This is a genomic window from Phycisphaeraceae bacterium, from assembly GCA_019636655.1.
GTDB lineage: Bacteria > Planctomycetota > Phycisphaerae > Phycisphaerales > UBA1924 > JAHBXB01.
In genome coordinates this window covers 1,038,800-1,063,804 of the sequence record JAHBXB010000001.1, presented here as the reverse complement: position 1 = coordinate 1,063,804, position 25,005 = coordinate 1,038,800, and the positions used below count along the sequence as shown (strand labels likewise).

Below are 25,005 nucleotides of genomic sequence, written 5' to 3'. Positions count from 1 at the left end.
CCGCTGGGACTTCCATACGTCAAACCGTGCGGGAGTGTTCGTGTCCGGGAGCATGGCGTTGAACCACGACGACATATCCAGGCGGGAGGCGTGGCTGCGGATGGTGCTGCTGGCGGCCGCAGCGGGGGGGATGCCGGCCACCGTTTCTCGGGTTTTCGCCGGGCAGCCGCGGACGTCTCCAAAGCCGAAGGAATCGGCAAAGCCGCCCGCCGCGACCCAAGCGGACTTTGACCGGGTGCTGACGCGGGGGCGCGATCACAACTGGACGTTCAAGTTCTCCGTGACGGTGCGCGGCGATCAGGTGATCCCGGTTCCGGGTCAGGGGACCCTGCCGATCATCCATCATCTGCAGTTCTCGTCGGCGGCGGTGGTGTTCCCGATCATCCCGCACTGTGCTTCGTGCGAGACCGATGAAGCGAACATCAGCAGTTGGCTGACGTTTGACGGGGGAGATGCGGGCGCCAAGTCGCGGATCAAGGATGGGTACGCGTGCGGGGTGAAACTCGGGGTCTGGGATCTGCAGGAAAAGAACGGTAACTCGATGGATCTCCGGCTCGAGATCCCCATGACCTGCTGGGAGACCGTGCTGGATGAACGGGCGGCGAGCCGGTTGCCGTGGTGGGACCAGCCGTGGCCGGAGTCGGTGGCCAGCGCGCTCAAGCCCGATGCGGTCGTGACGTCGACGGCGCCGGAAGTCGTCGATCTGGTGAACCGGTGGACGGAGGGCAAGGACCCAAAGACTGTTCCGCCGGTTGTGCTCGCCAAGTTCCTGATGGGAAAGGTGCTGGAGCACGCGCAGCCATCCGGAAAGGGGTTGCGGTTCAGCGATGTAGGGGGCTTTGTGGGAGTCGAACTGCAGACCGTTGCAACGACAGCTGGCCGGAAACTCGGCTCGTTGCATGACATCAACAACCTCTACTGCGCGGTGCTGCGAGCGGCGGGGCTGCCGGCACGGACGGTCATCGGCTATGACGTGACCGATACCAAGGGCGAAGACTCGGGGTTCCTCTCGACCAAGAAGACGTCGGCGACGATGCTCCGGCCGTGGGTGGAGTTCTGTGTCGGGTGGAACGAGGACAAGAAGAAGGGGTGGTGGATCCCCGCGGACATCAACCGCCTCAAGCAGTCCGGCTCGCGGCCGCCGGCGCTCGACCGGACATGGAAGGGGTTCGGGACGTGCGACGAGTTCGATGATGTGATGCCCATCGCCTTCCACTACCACCCGCCGACGTCCGTGGTAGCCCACGGCTACCCGGCGTTCTGGGGGTGGTACACGACGCCGCAGTTGCAGGTGGCGAACCAGATCATCCGGCTCGGCTCCCAGACCACGCCGAAGACGGCGTCGGATTCGCGACGCTCGCGGTAGCCGAGGGAACGCGCCGACGGGTGAGTGGGCTCAACTGGGATTGGGAAGGAACGAGTACTCGCGTGTGGTGTTAACCACGCCCTGTGGGACGTGCCGGTTCTTGCCGACGTGCAAATCGAGGTAGAGCAGGTTGGCCTGGACTTCCTTGTCGGTGTACCAGAACTGGCCGCGGTTGCCGTTTTCCTGGTAGTTGTAGATCGGATGCGAGCCGAGGACCCAGGTGAGCGTCGGCTGTGAGACAAAGGGCATCTTGCCGCCGGGCGTGGGGATGAGCGTCGCGTTCTGCTCGCCGCCGAGGTCGTGGTCGTTGAGTGTGTACGAAGAGCCGAGCAGGTCGTACATCGAGGTCACAAAGCCCATCCCCGGCACCAGCCCTCCCTTGTCGCAGGGGGACTTGTACGCCTCGATCTCGAACGTACCGGTCTCGTTGTCGCTGGGGAAGTCGCCGGTCAGGATGTACCGGTTGAGGGGCCGACGCTCGGCGCCGTAGTCGTTGATGCCGTAGGCGGGGAGCGTCCCCTTCTTGCCGCCGAAGAGCGCCCCGATGTTGGCGGTGAATCCGTCGCCGACGTCGATCCGCACTTGCGGGAGCGTCTGGTCGAAGTCGTTGAGGTACATCGTGAGCGCGACACCGAGCTGCTGAAGGCGCGTGGCGCAGGCGAGCGACTTGGCTTCTTGACGCGCAGCACCCAGCGCGGGCAGCAACAGCCCAACAAGCAGCGCCACAATGGCGATGACCACCAGCAGTTCGATCAGCGTGAACGCGCGGCGGGCCGTGTGGCGTGAAAGGGGCATCGTCACGTGGTTCTCGCCGGGGTTCCAGGCGCTTTCGGGCCGGTCGGGGGGGACAGGGTGTCCAGGAGTGCGGTGCACGATCGATGCAGCATATCGCAGACCAGCTCAAAGTCTCGGGACGAACCTGAATACGGGTCCGGAACTTCGGCGTCGGCCTCAGCGAGGTCGCCCTCGTAGGAGCGGAGCAGCCGTGTTCGACCGGTCGGGGCATTGTGACGCAGCAGGTGGGCGAGATTTCGCCGGTCCATTGCGAGGAGCAGGTGGAAGCGCTCGAAGTCTGTCCTGGGATCGAGCACCCGAGCGCGGTGGGCCAGGGTGATCCCGCGCGAACGCGCAATGTCGCGGGCACGCGGATCGGACAGCTCACCCGCGTGCCAATCTCCTGTGCCGCAGGAATCGACCTCGAAGAGGTGGGACACGCCGCGGTGCCTTGCCAGATGGGCAAAGATGCCCTCGGCCAGCGGCGAGCGGCAGATGTTGCCCATGCAGACAAACAGCAGCCGCATCGGCTTGGGCGTGTCCGAGGGAGTTGGTCCGGTTTGGCTGGCCATTGGCGATCAGGTCGTGGGTGTGGGGATGAGCCCGAGGGGCTGCTCGGCTGACGGGCGTGGGTAGGGCGAAGCCTGCCGAGAGGACTCGCGCCAGATGCGGGCGAGGGTCTCGGTGAAGTCTGGGAGCCCAGTAAACGCGGCCCTGGCTTCGGGGGTGTGGGGCGGTTGCGTACCGGGTCGACCGGAGAGTTGATGGACAGCCCACGCCGCAGCGGTGGTGGGGGAGAGGTCGAGCGTCAGGGAGACGTGTGCCGGTGGAGCGCCCGCGGGCGCCAGCGCGGCGCGGGAAAGGTCACAGTCGAACGCGACGACCGGGATGCCCATGCGGGAAGCCGTTGTCGCCATCGCGGCGCCGCCCGCCGCGGGCTTGGTCCAGAGCACGAGGTCCGCAGCGGCCAGGAGGGTGTCGATCGGGCCAGGCCAGTTGACCAACCCCCATCGACGATCAAAGGCCGCGGTGAAGACGGCGGCACGGCGGGAGCGACCGGTGCGCGTCGGGACGACACAGCACACACGGAATCCGGCGACGTGCAGCAGACCGCTGAGGAAGCCGAACGCACGGGCATCGCCGGCTTCGGGAGGATCTGCGATGAGGAGCACGACTTTCCCGGCGGCAGGGTCGTCGCACGCGAGGAGATGCCGGCGGGTGGAGTCGACCGGGTCGCGGCGGTGCGGGGTCAGCGTCGGGAGGGCCGCGATGCGAACATCCGATGCGCCGGCCCGCATCCAGGCATCCCGTGTGTCGACCGAAGGGACCAGGAGCGTTGGGGCGCCAGCGCTCCCGGAGATCGCGTAGCGGAGCCGGGCCGAGGCGATGAACGAGAGGTTGGCAGCGGGGAGCGAGAACACCGCTGCGACGCGCGGCACTCGGTTCCCCATGGCGAGCCGGGCCAGGGCGAGGCTGGAGACCGACCAGCACTGGATGATGTCTGGCTGACCATTCCACTGCTGGGTTCTCTGGGCCAGCAGCGCACGCATGGCGGGTGCGGCGAGTTCGGCGAGGCCGGCGGGACGGGGCAGCCTGTCGGTGGTCGTCAGGCCGGCATCGCGGGCACGCCGCTCGCACCGCGACGAACCAACGAGCCAGATGCTGTGCCGGTGGCCGGGTGTCCGAATGACCTCGCGGCAGGCCAGCAAGGGCTCATCGCCCGCGAGCGGCTCGACGAGGTGGAGGATGCGCAACGGTTCGGTTGCCGAGTCGGGGGTCATCCGCGTTGTTCGGTGAAGCGTTGGTCGGCGTCCTGTCCGATCGGCTTGATCTCGTGCTTGTAGAACGTCTTGGCGATTCCGTAGCCCAAGCCCTGGGCGAGGTTGGTGTTGTCCGCCTGGATGGCCGCGGTCGAGGTGTGCACTTTCTCGACGCGGGAGCGAGAGGAGACCTTCAGGGACGACCACTCGGCGTCGCCGGTGGGCCAGAGACGGGCCTTCGTGGTCGTGTCGACGACCTTGATCCGGACCGTGGCCGAGGGCGACGGGGTTTGCGGATCGGCGTACAGCGTGAACTGGTCCACGGTGACGTAGATGATGATGTCGGCGCCGGCCGCTTTGCCGATCTCGGCGATCCCCAGGGGGCTGCCGTAGCGTTCGCGCGAGGCAATCATCATCGCGCTCTCGCTCGAGATGAGTTTGGCGACGAGTTTCTCTTCGAGGATCCGGTCGTCGGCGGCCCGTCCGATCGCGCGACGGGTGTACATGTCCGGGAGCTTGCTCGACCGGTCATCGATGAAGACAACAGCGGACTTGTCCTCGGGCAGGACGTACATCGCCTCGGCCTTCTCCGGGCCGGAGATGATGTAGGGCAGCGGGCCGACAATGTTGCAGGCCGAGCCGAGCGTGGCGCACATGGCGGCGAGGACCGCCGCGGAAAGCCAGCGGGCGGTGCGCCCGTCAATAGCCCTGGTCATTGCGCTCCTCGTGCTTGTAGAAGAGCCACCCGATCCGGTCGACGAACCGTTTGGCCAGTGCCATCTCGATTTGGCTCCCCGGGATCTGGGCGGGGCCAAGGCCCTCCTTGTCGGGGTACTTGACGCTGATCCGCTCCGAGAACGCGGCGATTGATGGCGTAGGACCGTCGACCTCGTACACGTGCACGGAGCCCGCCGCGAGGGCCGCCCACAGGTATTGGTTGCCCGGGTCGTTGAGGCGGAACTCGCTGAGATCAATGAAGACGAGCCGCTCGACGCCCAGTTCCTCCGCGAGCTTGGGCATGGTCATCGCGACCCAGCGGGGGTTGTTGTACTGGAACTCGAGGACGCGGACGCCCGGGACGTAGCCCGAGGCCCCGACATCGTTCTCGGGGTCAGCAAGGCGGCGGCTGACCGTGAGCGTGATGTCGCCGACAATCGACGGGAAGTCCGCCTGGATCATTCGATCGGCCGAGACCACCACCGCGAAGGTCTTGTCCTGCAAGCCGGAGTATTTGGCGTCGATCTCCTTGACCGCCGTCTTCTCGAAGTTCCTGGCGAGCCCGCCGAACGGGGCGATGATGTTGCACCCTTGCAGCAGCAGGGGGGCGCAGATCAACGCGGCGATCGGAAAGAGAGATCGGCTCATTGGGGACAGGGTAGCGGGTTTCCGGTCAAGTGTGCCAGGTGATGATCTTGTACGCCCACGAGGCCGCCCAGATCCCCGCAACGAGCCAAAGGTATCGTGGGGCAAGGAGACGGGCCCCCAACCGGGGTAGTTGGGACCCGAACACTGCGGTGTGCAACGCCCCCCAGAACACGACAGCGGTCACCAGGGCGAGCAGGAAGCCCATTGGCTGGGCTCTGATCGCATCCCATGGATGGGCGCGGACGGCTGCCGCGAACGACGTCGTCATCCCGCAAGTCGGGCAGGGGTAGCCGGTCGCCACAGCCCATCCGCAGGGTGCGAGGCCCAGTTGCATGTGCGTGCCGTGCCCGTTTGATGCGGGCGACAAGGTCGATGCCACCGCCAGAAGGGCAAGGCACGCCACGGCCACACCGGCGGCGAGGAGGCGGTTGCCAAAGGAGGCGGTGCGTACGACCGTTCGAGGCGGCGCGACCGGGCTCGGCGCCGGGGGTGTGGCGGGTGCGGTCCTCACACGCCATGGTAGAGGCCCACGCCGATCAGGCTGACAGGCGCGCGGCAGGCCGCTGCAGGCGGTGATCGGCGATCAGCAGGGACCGGGCGGTCTGGCCGGTGTGCTCCATCGTGCGTGCGCGGCGGCGGAGTTGCTGCTCGATCAGGTACAGGTCCGAAACGCAGGAGACCCGCCCAACGGCCCCTGGGATCAGCAGTGCGCGGATGGTGGCACGTGGGGCTGACACGGGCATCGCGGATGGTGGTTGGACGCAGGTCCTGTCGTGCAGCGTCGAATCGAAGCGGTCGACAAGACGCCGCAAAGGCTGCGCGAGAGAGCCGGGGGGAGCGCAGAGCAGGAACCGGTCGCCGCCGAGATGCCACGCGCTGGAGGCACGCACGCTCTGCAGAATGCTGGTGCGGATAAGGTCGGCGAGTTTGGAGACGATCCGATCGGCCTCCTGTCCGCCGAAAGCGCCGGCAAGGTCGGAGTGGCGCCGGATGTCAACAAACGCGGCATCGCAGTGGTCGGCGAAATGGGAAACGCCTGGAGACTGTGCTGCATCGATCAGTTCGGCGAAACGCCGCTCGGCCTCGTCGCGTCCCGGGAGCCCGAATCGAGAGCCGGATTCTCCGGACCGCAACGAGGCGGCCGCGCCGAGCAACTCCTGGACGCTTACCAAGCCCATCACCTGGGCGCCGTCAAGGATGACGATCGGTGAGGCGAGCTCGTTGTCCGGGCGAGCGGCGAGCAGGTGCAGGGCCTCTGCCAGGGTTGCGTCGGACGGAGCGACGCACACCTGAGATGTTGCTTGGAGAATGGAGGCTTCGGCGGTTGCCGGGTTCCGGGTCAACTCGATGACAGTCCGGCGAGACATCGCAGCGACGACACGGCGGCCATCGAAGACAACTACCCCGGCGTGGGTCGGCTCGGCGTCGAGCATAGCGGCCGCGTCGGTCGAGGAGGATGTGGGCTGCACGAGAGTGGCCGGGCGGCACAGACGGGCGACGGTAGCCTGGTGCAGCGATTCGCCAACCTGATCGGCGGCTTTGGCCCAGCGGGTCTTGGCCCAGGCGCCGACTTCCGGATCGATCGATTCGCCGCGGGGAGCCGGTCGGCCGAGGTAGTAGCCCTGGCCGTACCGGACGCCGAGGCCGATGAGTGCGGTCAGTTCGTCCTGGGTCTCGATCCCCTCCGCGAGCACCTTGACGCCGCTGAGGCGGGCAAAGTGCACCAGGAAGCGGACCATGTTCTGCTTGAGGCGGTCCGAGTCGATCTGGTCGAGGAAGCCGCGGTCCAGCTTGAGCCACTGCGGCCGGAAGAGCATGATGCGGCTCAGACCGCTCGAGCCCACGCCGACGTCGTCGATCGCCAGATCAATGTGAAGGCTGCGCAGCCGGTCGAGGTGGTGACGCAGCGATTCGATCGCGAGTTCGCTGGCCTGCTCGGTGATCTCGATGACCAGCCGTTCGGGTGGCAGTGTGACGCCAGCGTCCGCGGTGCACGCGAGGATGTCGTGCTCCAGCGCGGGGACAAACCGCGGGTCACCGAAGACCTCGGGGGTGCAGTTCAGGAACAGTTTTACATTTGCCGGCCACTTCGTCGCGGCCTGCAGGGAGATGCGGCGCGTGACGGACTCGAGTTCCCACAGCTGGCCGGTCTCCTGCGCAGCGCGGAACAGGTCGGCGGGGGAGTCGAAGCCCGAATCCAGATCGGGCCGGCTCAACACCTCGTACGCGAAGATCTCGCCGCGGGAGAGGTCGACGATTGGCTGGAACACGGCGCGGATCGCTCCATCCGCGATCAGTCGCCGGACGCGCGAAGCGTCGGACGTGGCGGGAACGTCTGCTGTTTGCGTGTCAGGGTCAGGCATGTCGCGTCCGAGTTTTCTTGTGCCGATTCGACCCAGCCATATCGACGGTCGCGTGCGGCGTCATATGCTCGGCGGCGAGCAGAGGGTCGGGTGATGGTGGGTCTTCGCGGTCTGGGGGGTTGGCTGGCGGTCGACACAGGGGCTGCCCGTCCAATAACCGGTACCATGAACGCCATGCACGTGTCCCCCGGCTCCACGTCACCTCAGCCGCCTGCGGTCAGTGGCCCACCGGCCGCCCCGGCGCAGGGTTGGGCTGCATTGGGCGCCTCAGCGGCCATCATCGTCGCGATGGTGGCCGCCATGAGGCTGGAGGGCCGGCGGTGGTGGTGCCAGTGCGGTGAGGTCCGGCTGTGGTCGTGGGATGTGTGGACCCCGCACTGTTCACAGCACTTGATCGATCCGTACAGCATCACCCACCTGTCGCACGGGCTGATCTTCTACATGGTGCTCGCATGGGCAACGCCGCAATGGACACGATCGTGGCGGCTGTGCACGGCGATCGGCATCGCCGCCGCGTGGGAGGTGCTGGAGAACTCGCCGATCATCATCGATCGGTACCGCTCCGCGACGATGTCGCTGGACTACCTGGGTGACAGCGTGGTCAACTCGCTGGGCGATGTGCTCTCGTGCATCGCCGGCTTCTTCCTTGCCCAGGCGCTGGGGTGGAAGAAGACGCTGGCCCTGCTGGTCGCGATCGAGTTGCTGTTGCTCGTGGTGATCCGCGACAACCTGACGCTCAACGTGCTCATGCTCGTCTACCCGGTGGACGCTATCAAGGCGTGGCAGTCCGTCGGGCACGTGTGAGCACGCGATCAGTCGAACCGGAAGACGCCCTTCCGAAATCCGTAGACGTACGCGACCACGCTGGTGAAAAGGAAGAACAGGATGCGGAAGAGCCACATCCGCGCCTCGGGCGTGTGCATGTCGAGGGAGGGGAACGTCACCGCCCACGGGTACAGGAAGATGATCTCGATATCAAAGACCAGGAAGACCACGGCGATGAGGTAGAACCGGACATTGAACCGCTTGCGCGCGGTCCCGATGGGGTTCATCCCCGCCTCGTACGTGCTTCCCTTCGTCCGGCCGTCGCGCTTCGGGCCGACCATGAGAGTGACGACGATATTGAATACCGCGAACCCGACCGCCATCAGGATCAGCAGCAGGACGGCGGCGTAGGAGTTCACGTCGACCGCGGCGAGGGACAGGCTTCCGTGCATGGGAGCCCATGGTAGCACTTCGCGAGGGTGTCATGAAGCGGCGGGTTGGTGGGGGAGACGAGGCGGCGGCTGCCATTCCGGCAGTTCGTCGGGGGGTCCGGGGCGCCCTGACAGGTCCGGGGCCGTGCGTGGTGCGGTACGGGCGAGCCCTCAGGCCGTTCGCCCTCTGGCACCGGCGTTGCCTATGGGGTGGCTCGGTCAGGGTTCATGCTGACCCCAATCGTGATTGCCCGGCCGGTTTCCAGCGGAAGCCGGCCAGTTCCAACCTCATCGGAGCGACTTCGATGCCCGCCAAAGCCCTCACGTTCGATGTTGATGCCCGTCAGGCCCTCCTCGCCGGAGTCGAGAAACTCGCCCGCGCGGTCAAGAGCACCCTCGGCCCCCGGGGCCGGAATGCCGTACTGGACAAGTCCTGGGGCGGCCCAACGGTTACCAAGGACGGGGTGAGCGTCGCCGAGGAGATCGAACTGAAGGACAAGGCCCAGGACATGGGCGCCCGCCTGGTCAAGGAGGCGGCGAGCAAGACCTCCGACGAGGCCGGCGACGGCACGACCACGGCGACGGTGCTGGCCGAGGCGCTGTTCCGCGAGGGTCTCAAGCACATCGCCGCCGGCGTGGATGCGAACGCCCTGATCCGCGGCATGAAGAAGGCGGTCGAGGTCGCCTGCGGCGAGATCCGCTCGCTGGCCAAGCCGGTCAAGGGGAAGGATGACATCCTCAGCGTCGCGACGATCTCCGCCAACAACGACCCCGAGGTCGGCCAGATCATGGCCGATGCCTTCGAGAAGGTCGGCAAGGACGGCGTGATCACGGTCGAAGAGGGCAAGAGCCTCGAGACCGAGGTGACGGTGGTGGAGGGAATGCAGTTTGATCGCGGGTTCCTCTCGCCGAACTTTGTCACCAACGTCGACGACATGACCGTCGAGCTGGACAAGTGCCTTGTCCTGATCCACGAGGACAAGATCGAGAGCGTCAACAAGCTGGTCCCGCTCCTCGAGAAGGTGATGCAGGCGAAGAAGCCCCTGCTCATCATCGCCGAGGATGTCTCCGGCGAGGCCCTCTCCACGCTCGTGATCAACAAGCTCCGCGGCACGCTGCAGGTGTGCGCCGTCAAGGCCCCGGGCTACGGCGACCGTCGCAAGGCCATGCTGGAGGACATCGCGGTGCTCACCGGCGCCCAGCCGGTCATGAAGGACCTGGGCATCGAACTCGACAGCGTCGAACTCAAGCAGCTCGGCATGGCCAAGCGCGTCGAGGTGGACGCGGACAACACCACGGTCATCGAGGGCGCGGGCGAGACAAAGGCGATCCAGGCCCGCATCGCCCAGATCCGCTCCGAGATCGACCGGACCACCAGCGACTACGACCGCGAGAAGCTCCAGGAGCGGCTCGCGAAGCTCTCCGGCGGCGTGGCGCAGATCAACGTCGGCGCGGCGTCCGAGGCGGAACTCAAGGAAAAGAAGGCCCGCGTCGAGGACGCGCTGCACGCGACCCGCGCGGCGGTGACCGACGGCGTGGTGCCCGGCGGCGGCGTCTCATTCGTCCGTGCCCGCAAGGCCGTGTCGGAGATCAAGGAGTACCGCGCGGTCTACGGCAAGCCCGGCCAGTCCGATGAGAAGACCGCCGACGACGTCGGGCACGCAAAGTACGACTTCGCGGCCGGTGTCGACGTCGTCCTCAAGACGCTGAGCGTCCCGCTCCAGACCATCGCCGACAACGCGGGCGAGAAGGGCACCGTTGTGGTCTCCAAGGTGGCGGAGGGCACCGGTTCGTTCGGGTTCAACGCCCTGACGCTCGAGTACGGCGACCTGCTCAAGCAGGGCGTGTTGACTCCCGCGAAGGTGGACCTGAGCGCTCTTCAGAACGCGACGAGCGTTGCGACCGTGCTGCTCGCTGCGGACTGCATCATCACGAGCAAGCCCGAGAAGAAGGACGACCACCACCACGACCACGGACCCGGCGGCGGGATGGGAGGTGGCATGGGAGGCATGGGAGGCATGGGTGGAATGGGAGGAATGGGTGGTATGGGAGGCATGGGGTTCTAACGCCCCGCGGCGTCCCGAAGGAGTACACCGACATGGCAAAGGCCAACGACCTGAGAAGCAAGAGTGGGGCGGGCAGCCTTGGCAGCGGCGGCGCCTCCAAGTCGCCGCTCACCGGGCTGTCGAGTTCGAGCAACCCGTTCGCCAAGCCGACGACCGGGTCGCCTCCGCCCAAGGCCGCCGTCAAGTCGCAACGGGGCGGCGGCAAGGGGCCGGTCTCGTCTCCGGCCGGCAAGGTCACCGGGGTCCGACCGAAGGTCTGACGTCTTCTGCGCGCAACGCCGGCGCACCGTTTCGAAAGGCCCACCATGCGGGTGCTCAGAACATTCCTGATCGCGGTCATCGCTGTGGCCTTCGCGGGCCTGATGCTGACCAATCCGGGCTGGCGGGACCGGTTGCGTCGGGTCGACTGGGTGGCGGTCGCTTCCGCTCTGTTCGACGATGCAGGCGCCCCCGCGTCCCGCGGCGAACCCGCTACGGATTCCCCCGGCTGTCGGGCTCGCGCCTAGTACCACCGTTCAGCACGACACCCTCGAGCACATGATCCTGCATGCAGTCCATCCTCGATATCTTCCGCGACCTGCCGGGGTTTCTCGACGGGTTCATCCTGGAGCACGGCGCGTGGGTGTATGCGCTGCTGTTCTCGATTGTGTTCGCGGAGACAGGGCTGGTGGCGCTGCCCTTCCTGCCCGGGGACTCACTCCTGTTCACCGCCGGAGCTCTCGCGGCCCGCGGCCTGATGAACATCTGGCTTCTCGCCACGCTGCTGATCATCGCGGCGGTCATCGGCGATGCGGTGAACTACCACATCGGCCGCTGGCTGGGGCCGCGGATCTTTCGGGGGGAGGCGACCTCCGGACTGGCGAGGCTGGTCAATCGCCGGCACCTGGATCGGGCCCACGAGTTCTTCGAGCGGTACGGCGGCAAGGCGGTCATCCTGGGCCGGTTCGTGCCGATCGTGCGCACGTTCGTGCCGTTTGTGGCGGGGGCGGGGACGATGAACTACCGCCAGTTCGCCCTGTACAACGTCACCGGCGCCTTCGCCTGGGTTGGCGTGTGCATGGGCGCGGGATGGTGGTTCGGCAACATCGAGTTTGTGAGGAAGAACTTCGAAGCGGTCATCGTCGGCATCATCGTGGTGTCGGTGATCCCGATCGCAGTCGAGTACTGGATGCACAGGTCAAGGTCCCGTGCGGTCGCGGCGGATCCCGCGTCCCCGGGCCCGCAGTGAACTGATGGAGATGCACATGGCCGTCAAGCCCCTTGAAGATCGTGTCCTGGTCAAGCCCATCGAGTCGGAATCCAAGACCGCGTCGGGCATTTTCCTGCCTGAGTCCGCCAAGGAGAAGCCCGTCCGCGGCGAGGTCGTCGCCGTCGGCCCCGGCAAGCGGCTCGACAACGGCAAGCGCGCCGAGATGTCGGTCAAGATCGGCAGCACCGTGGTGTACGGCAAGTACGCCGGCACCGAGGTCGAGATCAAGGGCGCGAAGCACCTGATCCTCCGGGAGTCCGAGCTCCTCGGCGTGATCGAGGGCTGAGCCCACGGGGTGACCGGCAGCCGATGCCGGCCCCTCGGAGCCCCCGCGACACGCGATACCTCGGCACCATTCCCACCGCTTCAACTACCAAGGACCCCCGCCCCATGTCCACAAAACAAGTCATGTTCTCCGACGCGGCCCTCCTCGAGATGAAGAAGGGCGTCAAGCGGCTCGCGCGGGCCGTCAAGGTCACGATGGGCCCCACCGGCCGAAACGTGATCATCCAGAAGTCGTACGGCGGACCGTCGATCACCAAGGACGGCGTGAGCGTCTCCAAGGAGATCACGCTCCCCGAGCCCTTCGAGTCGATGGGCGCCAAGATGGTCAACGAGGTGGCCAAGAAGACGGCCGACAAGGCCGGCGACGGCACCACCGCCGCCACCGTCCTCGCCGAGGCCATCTTCCTTGAGGGCATCCGGCACGTCACCGCCGGCGCCAACCCCGTGCAGGTGCAGCGGGGCATCACCGCCGCCGCCACCGCGGCGGCCGAGGCGATCGACAAGATGTCGGTCAAGTGCAAGGGCATCGAGGATTACCGCAAGGTCGCGACCGTCTCGGCCAACCACGACGCCACGATCGGCGGCATCATCGCCGAAGCGATCACGAAGGTCGGCGCCGAGGGCGTCGTCGAGGTGGAGGAGGGCAAGAGCGCCGAGACGACCCTTGAGTACGTCGAGGGCATGGCCTTCGACAAGGGCTACATCTCGCCCTACTTCATGACCGACCCCAAGACCGCCGAGTGCGTCCTCGAGGACTGCATCATCCTCATCCACGAAAAGAAGATCGCCAACCTGACGGACCTGCTGCCGCTGCTGAACAAGGTCGCCGCGGGTGGTCAGCCGCTGCTGATCATCGCCGAGGAGGTCGAGAACGAGGCCCTCGCCGCGCTGGTCGTCAACCGGCTCCGTGGGACGCTGAAGATCTGCGCCGTCAAGGCCCCCGGGTTCGGCGACCGCCGCAAGGCGATGCTCGCGGACATCGCGGTGCTCACCGGCGGCACGTTCTTCGCTGAGGACCTGGGCCGCAGCCTCGAGTCGATCCAGATCGGCGAGCTCGGAAGGGCCAAGAAGATCGTCGTCACCAAGGACGAGACGACCATCATCGAGGGTGCCGGAAAGAAGCGGGAGATCGAGGGCCGCGCCGAGCAGATCAAGGCCCAGCACGACAAGTCCACCAGCGACTACGACCGCGAGAAGCTCATGGAGCGCCTCGCCAAGCTCACGGGCGGCGTTGCCATCATCAACGTCGGCGCCGCGACCGAGGTCGCCATGAAGGAAAAGAAGGACCGCGTCGACGACGCCCTGCACGCCACCCGCGCGGCGGCCAAGGAGGGGTACGTCCCCGGCGGCGGCGTGGCCCTGGTCCGCACCCAGGACGCGATCATCGCCGCCCAGAAGAAGGCCAAGGGCGACGAGAAGATCGGTTTCGACATTGTTCTGCACGCCACCGAGGCCTGCCTCAAGCAGATCGCCGCGAACGGCGGGCACGACGGCGACCTCGTCGTCGAGAAGGTCAAGGAGAAGTCCGGCGGCTGGGGCTTCAACGCCGCCACCGGGGAGTACGAGGACCTGGTCAAGGCCGGCATCATCGATCCGGCCCTCGTCCCCAAGACGGCGCTGATCAACGCGGCGAGCGTCGCTGGGCTCATGCTCACGACCGACTGCCTGATCACGGAACTCAAGGAAGAGACCGAACCCGCCGCGGGCGCGGTGAGCTGACACTCGGGGTGGCCCCGACCTCCGGGTGAGTACCCGAATCCCCCGAGCCCGCGACCGAGAGGCCGCGGGCTCGATTCGTACGAGACGGCAAGCAATGCCAACGACACGTGACTATTACGAGATCCTCAGCGTCGAACGGACATCCGACGGCGAGGAGATCAAGCGCGCCTACCGCCGCCTGGCGATGAAGTACCACCCGGATCGCAACCCGGACGATCCGCAGGCCGAGGTGAAGTTCAAGGAGGCCGCTGAGGCCTACGAGGTGCTCTCGGACGCTGCGAAGCGGGAGCGATACGACCGCTTCGGGCACGAGGGCGTCCGCGGCAAGGGCGCCGCCGCGCACGACTTCTCGAGGATGAACGTCCAGGACATCTTCTCGATGTTCAACGACATCTTCGGCGGCGGCGATGCGGGCGGCATCGGCGGGGGCCGGCCCGGCCGGGGCGGCGGCATCGCCCGCGGCTACGACCTCGAGACCGAGGTCTCGATCACCCTGGTCGATGTGCTCAAGGGGTGCGAGCGGGACGTCGAGTTCACACGCCTCGATATCTGCGAGAAGTGCACCGGCACCGGCGCCAAGAAGGGCACCAAGCCGCAGACCTGCCCCACGTGCGGAGGCCAGGGGCGTGTCCAGCAGAGCGGCCTCGGCGGCATGTTCCGGATGGTCACCGCCTGCCCGTCGTGCGCCGGGCGCGGAAGCGTCGTACGAGAGTTCTGCGAAGCCTGCCGCGGCAAGGGCCGCCAGCCGCGGAACCGCAAGCTCGGCGTGCGCATCCCCGCAGGAATCTCCGACGGCCAGGCCGTCCGGGTCCGCGGCGAGGGCGAGCCCCCGCCGCCCGAGGTCTCGCCCTCGGGCGATGGAGTCCGCGGCGACCTGCACGTGGTCATCCGCGTCGAGGAGCACGAGTACTTCCAGCGCGACGGCGATCACCTGGTGATGGAGATGCCCATCTCCTTCACCCAGGCGGCGCTCGGGGCCGAAGTCGAGGTGCCCACGCTCGACGGCCGGGCCACCCTCACGATCCCGCGGGCCTCGCAGCACGGCGCCGTGCTCCGCATCCCCGGCGAGGGTGTGCCCAATCTCCGGAGCGCCCGGCGCGGCGATCTGGTCGTGGTCGCCAAGATCGAGATCCCCAAGAGGCTCACCTCGGCACAGGAGAAACTCCTCCGGGATTTCGCCGCCACGGAGAACCACGACGTGCTGCCCGAGAGCCAGGGATTCTGGAAGAAGATCAAGGACACCTTCGCGGGGTCGTAGCGAGTCACGGAGGGCACGAGCATGTTTGGATCAAGCAAGGACAACCGGCCCCGCGACGCCGAGCCGCAGACCCCCAAGGGCGAGGAGCCGTCCATGGACCCCGACGAGACCGCGGCGCTGATCGACCAGCTCTCCGCCGAGCGCGATGAAGCCGCCCGCCAGCGCGACGAGGCGATGGACAAGTGGAAGCACGCCCTCGCGGATTTCCAGAACTACCAGCGCCGGGCGATCCAGAACGAGCAGGAGGCCCGCCGACAGGGGACCATCGGAGTGCTGCACAGCGTGATCCCCGTGCTCGACCACTTCGATCTCGCCCTTGTCCAGTCCGCCGGCAACCCCGGCGTCGAGCAGGTCATGCACGGCGTCCAGGTCATCCGTGACGAACTGCTCAAAGCCCTCGAGTCCCACGGCGTCCGCGTGATCAATCCCGGTCCGAACGACGAGTTCGACCCCTCCCGGCACCAGGCGATCTCGACGCAGCCCGTCGAGCCCGGCGGCCCGGTCGAGCCGGGGCGGATCCTCTCGACGCTCCAGGCCGGCTACGCGCTCGTCGACCGGGTTGTCCGTCCGGCGAAGGTCATGGTCGCCGCCGCGAAGGGGTAAGTGCGATGCCGACGTACGACTACAAATGCAACGCATGCGGGGACCGATCGGAGGTGTTCCAGTCGATGCGGGACGCCCCGAAGCGAAAGTGCCCCAAGTGCGGCAAGAACGCCCTGGAGCGTCTGATCGGAACCGGCGCCGCGGTGCTGTTCAAGGGATCCGGGTTCTACCAGACCGACTACCGGTCTGACGCGTACAAGAAGGCCGCCGAGTCGGACTCCAAGTCGACCAGCACCGCTCCGGCGACCGAGTCCTCACCGGCAAAGACCGCCGACTCCGCTACGGCGCCCGCGCCGAAGACCGACCCGAAGCCGGCGCCGGCCACCGAGACGCGCAAGAGCACCGAGAAGAAGAAGTCGGCAAAGGACTGAGCCTCGGGAGGCCCATGGCGATCATCGGACACGGCATCGATGTGGTCGAGGTCTCGCGGATCTCGCGCCTCATGGCCGAAAACGGCGAGGCCTTCCTCGAGCGGTGCTTCACCGTCGCTGAGCGGGACTACGCCGGTGCCTCGCGACGTCGCGATGAGCACCTCGCGGCGAGGTTCGCCGCGAAGGAAGCCGTCATGAAAGCGCTCGGCACCGGCTGGACCGCGGGCATCGCGTGGACCGAGATCGAAGTGACGCGCGACGCCGCGGGGGTGCCGGGCATCAGGCTCTCCGGGGCCGCGGGTGCGGCCGCCGCGCGTGCGGGGGTCGGCGCGTGGCACGTGTCGCTCTCGCACACGGACACGACCGCGATCGCGTCGGTGATCGCCGAGACGGGCTAAACCGGATCAGGGCTTGGGGGTCGCGGAGTCGGCCTTGCTCGTCTGAGCCGCCAGACGCTCGCGGTACGGGACGAACTCGGCGTGGTACCACTCGCGCCACCGCGCGGCGTCGAATCCCAGTTTCTCCGTTGACCGCCCGTCCCAGCCCGAGTCGGCAAGCCGGACGAGCGCCCCATGCACCTCGGTGCGGTAGGTCACGACGCTGGCGCCGAGGATCCGCAGCACCGTGCCGTCGGTGACAACCCCGATCGTCGGGTCGAACCCGACCGCGCTGTCGCCGACAACCGGCGTAAGGTCGGCGACGAATGCCTGCTGGGTGCCGATGATGATGTCGGCGATCGCCGGAGGCGCGCCCCCCGAGCCGACCGCGGCGCCCGTTACCTGTGCCGCGGCGATCATCGGGATCGCCTCGTACAGCCGCAGGATCTCGGCGAGTTGGGCGGCGCCGACGATTTCATTGGTGCGCCCGCTCTTGAGCCCACCGGCGACGATCCACTGGACCATCATCGGGACTTCACCCGTCGCGGCGGCCCGTTCGGCCAGCTTCTGCCTCGCCATCTCGCGGAACCATGGGTCGTCATCGGTGATGGCGCCGAACGCGATCGTCGCATCCGCCTCCTCGGTGGCCTGCTCGATGAGCAGGTTGACGACGCCCTCGCGGGCCTCGCGATCCTGCTTGGCGAAGACCTTCATGATCGTCGGGTACCACGCCGGATCGGCGATGAAGGGACGGAGCTTCATCAGCCCGATCTGGCGGATCTCTTGGTTGCGGATGTGGTTGAAGTACTTTGCGCGGATCTTGTTTAGCGCGAGCTCGGCTTGCAGCCGTTGCTTGATGGGGTTGGCCGCGGCATCAACTCCCTCGGGCAGCGGGATCGCAGCGACCGGCGCCGGTGTTGGAGTCGGGGCGGGAGGCTGACTCTGGGCCGCTGGGCTCTCGGGCTGCGCACTCGAGGCGTCCGCCTCGGTCGGCGGGCACGCAGTTGATGCGGCCGTCAGCGCGGACCCCACCAGCGCGGCTATCCACCGGGCCCTGGACCAAGACCGCGTTGTGCCTGAGATCATGTTGAACCGCTCCTGGCGTCCCGCGAGTCGCATCGCCCATCAGCAATTAGACGCGTCGGACCGCTCGGGGGTTCCGCGGGCTCGGCCAATCCGAACATAATCCTAGTTTGCGTCGGCGAGGGTGGCAACAATTCCCTGGCCGAGCCGCTGCTGCGCGGCGGAGGCCTGGAACCGGACGTCGTACCGACCGGCCGAAACGACGTACTCGGTCTTGCCGTTGGAGCCGGCTCGCTTCCACACGGTGGCACGACCCAGGCCTGCTGTCGAGGTGCGCCCGGCGACGGCTGCCGCGGCGCGGTCGGCGTTGCGGCGATCGACAAAGACGCCGAGTTGGACCGTGAACGCCCCGGTCTCCAGCCGAGACTGGATCGCCTTCTTGAGTACCGTGCTCTGGGCCTCCGCGAGGCCGGATTGGTACTGGGTCTTTGCCGCCGTGTTCTGCCCCGCGGCCGCGAGCGAATCACCCGCTCGGAGGGCGGCCTGGGCCGCGAAGTCGCCCGAGAGATCGCCGCTGGCGTCGGCAAGGAGTTCCCCGGCCTTGGTGTGCTGGCCGCGGCTCTTGGCGATCAGGCCGAGCGTCGCCTGGGCGCGCCCGGCGATCTCTCGGTCGGCATTGGTTGTCAGGGGCTTGAGGATCCGCTCGGCCTCGTCCATGCGGCCCATCGCATGGGCGGACATGCCCTGCACGAGCAGGGCGGTCTCCCGCTCCTTGCCGGTACTTGAGGCAGCGGCCATCTCGGCGCTCGCCCGGGCCGCTGCGTAGTTGCCGGCCCGGTACTGGCTGATGTAGTCGCCGGAGGTGACAGCGGCCTGCCCCTGCGAGGCCGGTCTCTTGTCGCCGCCGCACCCGGGGAGGGCGCCGAGCAGGGCGACAAGGAGCGGCAGGGCGAGAGCAGTTCGTGGTCGCATCATGGGGCGCAGATCCTTGCGGTGCGGCACGCGCCGGCGTTGTGGCGAACACGGGCTGCGAGTGCCGATTTGCGGTACCGTATCGGCAAGGGCGTGCGGCTCACGCCATGATTCGGCGGTTCTTATCCTGCCCGGGCCCGCGGCCTGGCGGGCGGGGCCGGGGGGGTGCTGGAGAGGGCCCTATACGGCGATGTCAATCCACTGGCCCATCATCCGTTGCTGCCTCCGGGCCCCGCGGAGAGTCGCGACGGTCGACGACAGGCGGATGCTCACGCGTGGGCAGTTGCTGGTCGCGGCGCTCCACGTTGCAGCGCACCTCAAGGAGACGACCGAGTCGGACACGGTCGCCCTTCTGCTGCCCACCAGCGCGGCGACGCCCATCGCGGCGCTGGCCGCGTGGATGATCGGGAAGACCGTCGTCCCGCTGAACTACCTGCTCAAGCCCGAGGAACTGAGCTACGTTATCGCCGACTGCGGCGCGGACACGGTGGTCACGACGCAGGCGATGCTCGACTTCATGGGATCGACGGCGGACGAGTGCCTGTACGCCCCGAAGGGCGGTGGCGGCGGGGCGCCGCCGGTGAAGCACCTGATCCGCATCGAGGACATCGGATTCAGCGGCGTGCCTGAGATGCACTGGCCCGCGGTGACGCCCGATGAGGCTGTCGCGCTGCTGCTGTACACCTCCGGCACGACGGGCAAGCCCAAGGGGGTGATGCTCACCCACGGCAACATCACCGCGAACATCCGGCAGATCGTCGAGCACGTCGACTTCTCGGATCGCGATTCGCTGCTGGGGGTGCTGCCGCAGTTCCACTCGTTCGGAATGACCGCGCTCACGCTGCTCCCGCTCACGGTGGGGTGCAAGGTCGTGTACACGGCGAGGTTCGTCCCGTCGCGGCTGGTGAAACTGCTGCGGGAGCACCGGCCGACGTGCATGATCGCGGTGCCGTCGATGTACAACGCGATGCTGCACGTGAAGGACGCCGAGCCCGCGGACTTTGCTTCGCTTCGGTACACGGTCTCCGGCGGCGAGCCGCTGCCTGTTGCCGTGGCCGAGGGGTTCAAGGCCCGCTTCCATGTCACGCTCAACGAGGGGTTCGGCATGACCGAGACGGGGCCGGCGACCAACTGGTGCCGTCCTTTCGAGGCAAGGCCCCGGTCGGTTGGCAAGGCGATGCCGCGGGTATGCCAGCGGATCGTCGATGTGGCGACCGAGCGGGACGTGCCGATCGGGCAGGAGGGCGAGCTGCGGATTGCCGGTCCCAATGTCACACCGGGGTACTACCGGCTGCCGGAGTTGACCGCCGCGCTCTTCGATAGTCGGGGCTATCTCCGATCGGGCGACATCGCGAAGTTCGACCACGACGGGCACCTGTACATCACCGGCCGCATCAAGGAGATGCTGATCATCGCCGGCGAGAACGTCTTCCCGCGGGAGATCGAGGAGGTGCTCAACCGGCATCCCTCGGTGAAGGACTCGGGGGTGATTGGGATGGCCGACCCGCTCCGCGGCGAGGTCCCGGTGGCGTTCGTCGAGATGAAAGAGGCCGCCGGCGAGGAGGCCGGCGCCGAGACGAAGGTCCCGTTCGATGAGCTGGCGATTCTGTCATGGTGCCGCGAGCACCTGGCGGGGTACAAGGTGCCGGCGGAGGTGCGGTGCGTCGACACCCTGCCGCGGACCGCGACCGGCAAGGTGAGCCGCAAGGACCTGAAGGCGCTCGTGAACCCTCCGGCCTAGGTCCTGACCTGAAAGATGAACTCGACCTCAACGGGCGCGTTGAGCGGGAGGGAGGGGGCGCCGACCGCCGCGCGGGCGTGCCGGCCCGCATCGCCGAAGACCTCGACGAGCAGTTCGCTGGCCCCGTTAGCGACCTTGGGTTGGTCGGTGAAGGTCGGCTCGCAGGCGACGAAGCACCCGACCCGGACAACGGCCTCGATCCGGTCAAGGGAGCCGAGGGCGGCCTTCGCCGCGGCGAGGCCGTTCAGGACGCACTGGCGGGCGCACTCGCGGGCGGTTTCGAGCGGGACCTGGCTGGGGACCAGTCCCGCGGCGAGCATCCGGCCATCGCGAAGGGGGATCTGGCCGGAGACGAAGAGGAGCCCGGAGGATGGACCGAGGGGAACCAGCCGGGTCGGGATGTACGCGGCGACGGGGGATGCTGGAACGGGTAGAGAGATCCCCAGGGCGGCGAGTCGGGCTTCGGCGGTGCTCACGAGGACTCCGTGTACGGCATCAAGTTGGTGTATCGGACATGGAGGGTAACATGAATTTTTGGTCCCAGGGAACCCATCCCTTGGAACCGCAGGGGCTTGACAGACGCATCATACCGTGTATTGTGTGCGGATCTTGCACGTGCAGGCAGGTGTGGTTGCGACCCGCGTCGCCATATCCATGTACGAATCGACCTCATGGCGGTATTCGGCCGCCCGCATCATTCGCGACTGAGGACGTACCCACACCGACAATCTGATTGGCCCACGAATCGGGAGCCTCGTTGGAGGAGCGGTTCGGGAGCGGCCGGGTCGGGTCAGAACAAGCCGGGTGTAATGGTGTTTGCGCGATCATCGATCGATTGGGTCGTCGTGCAGGCAGAGAGCGCCTGGTGAGGTGTGCGTCTTGAACCAGTTGGCTCGGATCGGGCGGCGGCACGGTGCCGAACGCTTGAGCCGGGCGAGTGATGAACGAGTTCCCCAAGTCCCCATTTCTGGAGAATCGCGGATGAAGAAGAATCGTGGCTTTACGCTGATCGAACTGCTGGTGGTCATCGCGATCATCGCCCTGCTCGTCGGCATCCTGCTGCCGGCCCTTGGCAAGGCTCGCGCCTCGGCCCGCCAGCTCAAGGATGCGACGCAGGTTCGCGGCATCGTTCAGTCGATGATCGTGTTCTCGAACAACAACGGCGACTCGTACCCGCTCCCCAGCCGGCTGGATGCGAACAACTCGACCATCGCCGCGAATGCGACGCAGTCGAAGGACAACACCGGCAACATCCTGTCGGTGCTGATCTTCAATGGATCGGTCGCCACCGAGTTGTGCATCTCCCCGGCGGAAGCAAACACCGGCCAGGTCAAGAAGGATGATAACTACCAGTTCTCCAATCCGCAGTCTGCCGGCTTGGCTGGCGGAGTGCCGAATGACGGGTCGGGCGCCCTGTGGGATCCCGGCTTTGCTGGGACGCCCCTGGATAACGGCACCGCCTATCGGCGCCGGGACAGCGGATTGCCGAACTCCGGCAATCCGGTGGCACACCAGTCCTATGCCCACCAGATTCCGCTTGGCAGGCGTCTTTCGAAGTGGCAGAACACGTTCGCGACGACCGAGGCGGTCTTTGGCAACCGCGGCCCGGGCTTTGTGGAGACGGCGTACCCCGCTTCCGGTCGATATACGCTGAACCCCACCACCAATACCGCAATCCCAGGCCAGTCGTCCCAGTCGCTGCTGATCCACGGCGGCAAGAACACGTGGGAAGGCAACATCGGCTACAACGACGGCCACGTCAACTTTGAGACCAAGCCGTCGCCGGATGGCGTGACCTATCGCCGCACGGGCAACCAGAACCCGCTGACGGTGATGGATAACCTGTTCATTGACGAGCAGGATGAGGCTGGCGCGGAGTCGGGCCAGACGAATCCGCAGCTCAAGTCGAACAACTTCCTGATGCCGGTTGCGAACCTGCCGAGCTCCGGAAACGCGGCACTCACCCGTAACGCCACGGGCACGGCCACGAATCTCTGGGCTGACTAAGTCCCCGGTTCGGATAGTTTGAGTTCATACCGCAAGGGCCCGCTCTCACGAGCGGGCCCTTGTCATTGGCCGAGTTGCAAAGCAGGGCGGAAGCGTGGAAGGGACAGGGGGTCAATCGACGTTCAGGCCTTTGAGGAAGGTGGCGAGATCCCGGCGCCGCTGCTCCAGGCGCGTCTGTTCGTCGGCCCTGCGTGTTGCGAGGGCTTCGAGGCTGGACTCCTGGTCGTTGAGCTTGGTGGCGTAACGGCGGTACAGGTCCGTGTTCCGGTCGACCGTCTTCATGTTTTCGCGGATGCGGCCCTGGTCCTGGCTGATCGACTGGACCTCGCGGTCGATCTCGGCAATGGCGCGTTCGGAGTCGTTGATGAGCGACTGGCGGGCCGCCGCGTCGCGGAAGGCTTTGAGGGCGTCCTCGGAGAGTTTGCCGTCCTGCCGCCAGGCGAGGAGCGTCGCGAGGTCGAACGAGGTGATCGCGGCGCGGCTGAGGTCGGTGCGCTCCTGGATCACGCTGAGGCTGCCGGTCTTGCCCGGCTCCAACGGGATCTCGAAGCGGTAGAGGTTCTGGGTGGTCTCGAGGGGCTTCTTGGGTTCGGAGAGGTCCCAGCCTGGCAGACGCGGGGACTCGACCAGCACGGTGCGGGCCCGCTTGAGGTCCTTATTGTCGAAGGCGTAGGTGATCGAGTTGCGCTGCTTGATTGTCTGTTCGAAGACGCCGTCGACGATCCTGACTTTCGAGACGGTCTGGGTGCTCTCGGGCTTGGTGATGGCCTGGACATCGAGGTCCACGGCGTACGCGAGCAGCCGCGTGGCTCCGGGGGGGATGTGCCCGACCTCGGCGTCGCCTGCGTAGGAGGAGGAGCCCTCCCCCGACCCGCCGCTGGAGCCCTCGAAGACCGCGATCGGACCTGGGAGGAGTTGCAGGTCGGTGGTGTTCTTGACCTCGACGCCGCGCATCGGGTGGTCGGAGCCGTCGGTGATATTGAAGATGCTGACGCGCCGGGCCTGAACGGGGGAGGTGACGATGGGGATCATGGCGGAGCGCTGGCGCTCGATGGTGACCGGGTTGGCGAGCTCGTACTGGAAGATCTCGCCGACCTCGGTTCCCTGGGCCTGGGCCGCGGCGGAGCCGGTTCTCATGTCATCCAGCGAAACGCCGTAGGCCGTTCTGAGCTCCTTCTCATTCTCGGCTCTTACGAAGCCCCTCCCCGCTCTGCTGGAGAGTTGACCGCCAACGGACTTGGCCGCCGCCGGAGCCGGGGCGGCGTCGGCAAGGACCTCTCTGTCTGCCGCGCGCTCCATCGCACTGAGCAGCTGCATGTTGGCGCCGAGCTGGTATTGCCTCGGCATGACGCCGGCGACCATCGGCACGGGAATGGTCGGGCGCGGTGCATAGAGGGGCTCGTAGAGGTCCATCTGGAACGAGACCGGCCTGCCCGCGACGAGGGACAGGCGGACGTCGGTCCAGTCCTGGTCGGTGGTGTTCTCGACGATCGCCCAGCCGTGGATGGCCGCGGAGCCGGAAGAATCCGGCAGGATGAGGCGGTAGGAGGTCTTCCACACCGGCATCTCGTGGACGTAGGCAACGACGACGCGCCGGGAGCCGTCGCCCGAGAAGGAGAGGTCGACGGTCTTGGCGTTCTCGGCGCGGTACTCGGCGAGGGCGGCGAGGGCCTTGGAGAGTTCGTCGGCGAGGGAGCGGTCGTCGATCGAGAAGCCCGAGACGCTCGTCAGGTCGACCGAGCGGATCCCGGCGGGGGTGATGAGGTTGATCCACGGCAGGTCGTGGACAGAGGTCTGCGAGCCGGGGGAGCCGGGGAACACGGTGGGTCGGCGTTCCACGTTCATGACCGTTCCCGAGACCTGGCCGCCGGGTGTGGTCAGGCTGACGGGGGTGCCGCGGAGACGGCTGAGGATCTCACCGGCGGAGGGGTTGTCGGCGATGTTGATTCCGAAGGAGGCGAGGCGGCGGTCCAGTGGGTCCTTGGAGGCGTAGGAGACGGCGTCGATCCGGCCGCCGCCAAGATCGAGCAGGACAAGGGACTTGAGGATGTCATTGACCTGATCGATCTTGAACCGGAGCTGCACCTTGGTGTCGCCGGAGATTGCGCCATCGCGCTGGAAGAAGCCGACGCCGGAGCGGTAGAGGGTGATGCGGCGGATGGGGAGGGAATCGTCCGCGAGAGCATCGGCGGTGAGGGCCGAAGACGCCGCGGCGGAGCGGGCGGAGTTCTGGGCCTGGGCGGCCGAGGTCGAGAGGGCGAGGCCGGCGAGTGAGAGCAGGATGGCGACGCGACGGGCGTGCCTGGGCAGGGTGGGTGATCGCATGACGGACACTCCGTGGAGGTGGGGGGCGGGCGCGTCGGCGCGACGTCGCTCAGTCTACTGGCTTGGACCGATGGGGCGGTGGAGGGTTCCGTAACGCGCGTGTAACGCGGATGGCGGTGCACGATATAGTCGGCGGTTCGTCCCGGGGCCAAGGGCGCGGAGCGGGGCGGCGTGCACGGAGCGGC

General features: G+C 67.1%; 26 protein-coding genes. 14 read left to right on the top strand and 12 right to left on the bottom strand.

The genetic code is table 11. From position 1 onward, the window contains the following. Positions 1-58 precede the first annotated feature (58 nt). Positions 59-1,366 carry a transglutaminase domain-containing protein gene (locus KF745_04505; protein MBX3357671.1) on the top strand — a complete coding sequence of 436 codons (1,308 nt, stop codon included), beginning with the start codon at positions 59-61 and terminating at the stop codon, positions 1,364-1,366. Between the two features lie 30 nt (positions 1,367-1,396). On the opposite strand, the gene KF745_04500 is transcribed toward KF745_04505, so the two are convergent. Genes KF745_04500 through KF745_04470 form a run of 7 tightly spaced genes read right to left on the bottom strand, consistent with a single transcriptional unit; the run spans position 1,397 to position 7,628 of the window. Continuing rightward, positions 1,397-2,161, bottom strand: coding sequence for a type II secretion system protein (locus KF745_04500; GenBank protein MBX3357670.1), 765 nt, complete (start codon positions 2,159-2,161; stop codon positions 1,397-1,399). A 2-nt stretch (positions 2,162-2,163) separates the two neighbouring features. Continuing rightward, complete coding sequence (locus tag KF745_04495) at positions 2,164-2,667, bottom strand: low molecular weight phosphotyrosine protein phosphatase (protein ID MBX3357669.1); 504 nt, start codon at positions 2,665-2,667, stop codon at positions 2,164-2,166. 51 nt (positions 2,668-2,718) lie between these two features. Beyond that, positions 2,719-3,921: a glycosyltransferase gene (locus tag KF745_04490; protein ID MBX3357668.1), complete on the bottom strand. Its 1,203-nt coding sequence runs from the start codon at positions 3,919-3,921 to the stop codon at positions 2,719-2,721. After that, the gene (locus KF745_04485) at positions 3,918-4,616 is read right to left on the bottom strand and encodes a hypothetical protein (GenBank protein MBX3357667.1); all 699 of its coding nucleotides are present in this window, start codon (positions 4,614-4,616) and stop codon (positions 3,918-3,920) included. Before KF745_04485 ends, KF745_04490 begins: the two co-directional genes overlap by 4 nt. Next, positions 4,600-5,265, bottom strand: a complete 666-nt coding sequence (locus tag KF745_04480) for a hypothetical protein (protein MBX3357666.1) — start codon at positions 5,263-5,265, stop codon at positions 4,600-4,602. Before KF745_04480 ends, KF745_04485 begins: the two co-directional genes overlap by 17 nt. A 25-nt stretch (positions 5,266-5,290) precedes the next feature. Further along, complete coding sequence (locus KF745_04475; protein ID MBX3357665.1) at positions 5,291-5,776, bottom strand: DUF2752 domain-containing protein; 486 nt, start codon at positions 5,774-5,776, stop codon at positions 5,291-5,293. A 25-nt stretch (positions 5,777-5,801) separates the two neighbouring features. After that, on the bottom strand, positions 5,802-7,628 hold the full coding sequence (locus KF745_04470) for an EAL domain-containing protein (GenBank protein MBX3357664.1): 1,827 nt from the start codon (positions 7,626-7,628) through the stop codon (positions 5,802-5,804). A 174-nt stretch (positions 7,629-7,802) separates the two neighbouring features. Between KF745_04470 and KF745_04465 the strand changes: the two genes are divergently transcribed. Further along, positions 7,803-8,432: a DUF2585 family protein gene (locus KF745_04465; GenBank protein MBX3357663.1), complete on the top strand. Its 630-nt coding sequence runs from the start codon at positions 7,803-7,805 to the stop codon at positions 8,430-8,432. 8 nt (positions 8,433-8,440) lie between these two features. On the opposite strand, the gene KF745_04460 is transcribed toward KF745_04465, so the two are convergent. Then, the gene (locus KF745_04460) at positions 8,441-8,845 is read right to left on the bottom strand and encodes an NADH-quinone oxidoreductase subunit A (GenBank protein ID MBX3357662.1); all 405 of its coding nucleotides are present in this window, start codon (positions 8,843-8,845) and stop codon (positions 8,441-8,443) included. Between the two features lie 284 nt (positions 8,846-9,129). Between KF745_04460 and groL (KF745_04455) the strand changes: the two genes are divergently transcribed. The 10 genes from groL (KF745_04455) to KF745_04410 all read left to right on the top strand — a co-directional run bounded on the left by groL (KF745_04455) (position 9,130) and on the right by KF745_04410 (position 16,773). Continuing rightward, positions 9,130-10,890, top strand: a complete 1,761-nt coding sequence (gene groL, locus KF745_04455) for a chaperonin GroEL (protein MBX3357661.1) — start codon at positions 9,130-9,132, stop codon at positions 10,888-10,890. Between the two features lie 32 nt (positions 10,891-10,922). Continuing rightward, positions 10,923-11,150, top strand: a complete 228-nt coding sequence (locus KF745_04450; GenBank protein ID MBX3357660.1) for a hypothetical protein — start codon at positions 10,923-10,925, stop codon at positions 11,148-11,150. Between the two features lie 45 nt (positions 11,151-11,195). Next, positions 11,196-11,396, top strand: coding sequence for a hypothetical protein (locus KF745_04445; protein MBX3357659.1), 201 nt, complete (start codon positions 11,196-11,198; stop codon positions 11,394-11,396). 41 nt (positions 11,397-11,437) lie between these two features. Beyond that, the gene (locus tag KF745_04440) at positions 11,438-12,118 is read left to right on the top strand and encodes a DedA family protein (GenBank protein ID MBX3357658.1); all 681 of its coding nucleotides are present in this window, start codon (positions 11,438-11,440) and stop codon (positions 12,116-12,118) included. A 16-nt stretch (positions 12,119-12,134) separates the two neighbouring features. Then, the gene (gene groES / locus KF745_04435) at positions 12,135-12,425 is read left to right on the top strand and encodes a co-chaperone GroES (GenBank protein MBX3357657.1); all 291 of its coding nucleotides are present in this window, start codon (positions 12,135-12,137) and stop codon (positions 12,423-12,425) included. A gap of 104 nt (positions 12,426-12,529) precedes the next feature. Next, a complete protein-coding gene (gene groL / locus KF745_04430; protein ID MBX3357656.1) occupies positions 12,530-14,143 on the top strand; it encodes a chaperonin GroEL in 1,614 nt (537 codons plus the stop codon). Positions 14,144-14,237: 94 nt separating this feature from the next. Continuing rightward, positions 14,238-15,401, top strand: a complete 1,164-nt coding sequence (dnaJ, locus tag KF745_04425) for a molecular chaperone DnaJ (protein MBX3357655.1) — start codon at positions 14,238-14,240, stop codon at positions 15,399-15,401. A 21-nt stretch (positions 15,402-15,422) separates the two neighbouring features. Next, complete coding sequence (locus tag KF745_04420; protein ID MBX3357654.1) at positions 15,423-16,004, top strand: nucleotide exchange factor GrpE; 582 nt, start codon at positions 15,423-15,425, stop codon at positions 16,002-16,004. A gap of 5 nt (positions 16,005-16,009) precedes the next feature. Continuing rightward, positions 16,010-16,375, top strand: coding sequence for a hypothetical protein (locus KF745_04415; GenBank protein MBX3357653.1), 366 nt, complete (start codon positions 16,010-16,012; stop codon positions 16,373-16,375). A 14-nt stretch (positions 16,376-16,389) separates the two neighbouring features. Next, complete coding sequence (locus KF745_04410; protein MBX3357652.1) at positions 16,390-16,773, top strand: holo-ACP synthase; 384 nt, start codon at positions 16,390-16,392, stop codon at positions 16,771-16,773. Positions 16,774-16,779: 6 nt separating this feature from the next. Here the strand turns inward: KF745_04410 and KF745_04405 are convergent, their stop codons facing one another. Further along, positions 16,780-17,838 (bottom strand): hypothetical protein, encoded by a 1,059-nt coding sequence (locus tag KF745_04405; protein ID MBX3357651.1) that lies wholly within the window; start codon positions 17,836-17,838, stop codon positions 16,780-16,782. Between the two features lie 102 nt (positions 17,839-17,940). After that, entirely contained in the window at positions 17,941-18,750 is an 810-nt protein-coding gene (locus KF745_04400) for a tetratricopeptide repeat protein (GenBank protein MBX3357650.1), read from the bottom strand. Positions 18,751-19,012: 262 nt separating this feature from the next. On the opposite strand from KF745_04400, the gene KF745_04395 reads away from it, so the two are divergent. Next, positions 19,013-20,488: an AMP-binding protein gene (locus KF745_04395; protein ID MBX3357649.1), complete on the top strand. Its 1,476-nt coding sequence runs from the start codon at positions 19,013-19,015 to the stop codon at positions 20,486-20,488. Here the strand turns inward: KF745_04395 and KF745_04390 are convergent. Beyond that, complete coding sequence (locus KF745_04390; GenBank protein ID MBX3357648.1) at positions 20,485-20,964, bottom strand: RidA family protein; 480 nt, start codon at positions 20,962-20,964, stop codon at positions 20,485-20,487. The genes KF745_04395 and KF745_04390 overlap by 4 nt on opposite strands. A gap of 505 nt (positions 20,965-21,469) precedes the next feature. On the opposite strand from KF745_04390, the gene KF745_04385 reads away from it, so the two are divergent. After that, positions 21,470-22,495 carry a type II secretion system protein gene (locus KF745_04385; protein ID MBX3357647.1) on the top strand — a complete coding sequence of 342 codons (1,026 nt, stop codon included), beginning with the start codon at positions 21,470-21,472 and terminating at the stop codon, positions 22,493-22,495. Positions 22,496-22,606: 111 nt separating this feature from the next. Here KF745_04385 and KF745_04380 read toward each other — a convergent pair whose 3' ends face one another. Then, complete coding sequence (locus KF745_04380) at positions 22,607-24,820, bottom strand: hypothetical protein (protein MBX3357646.1); 2,214 nt, start codon at positions 24,818-24,820, stop codon at positions 22,607-22,609. Between the last annotated feature and the right edge of the window lie 185 nt (positions 24,821-25,005).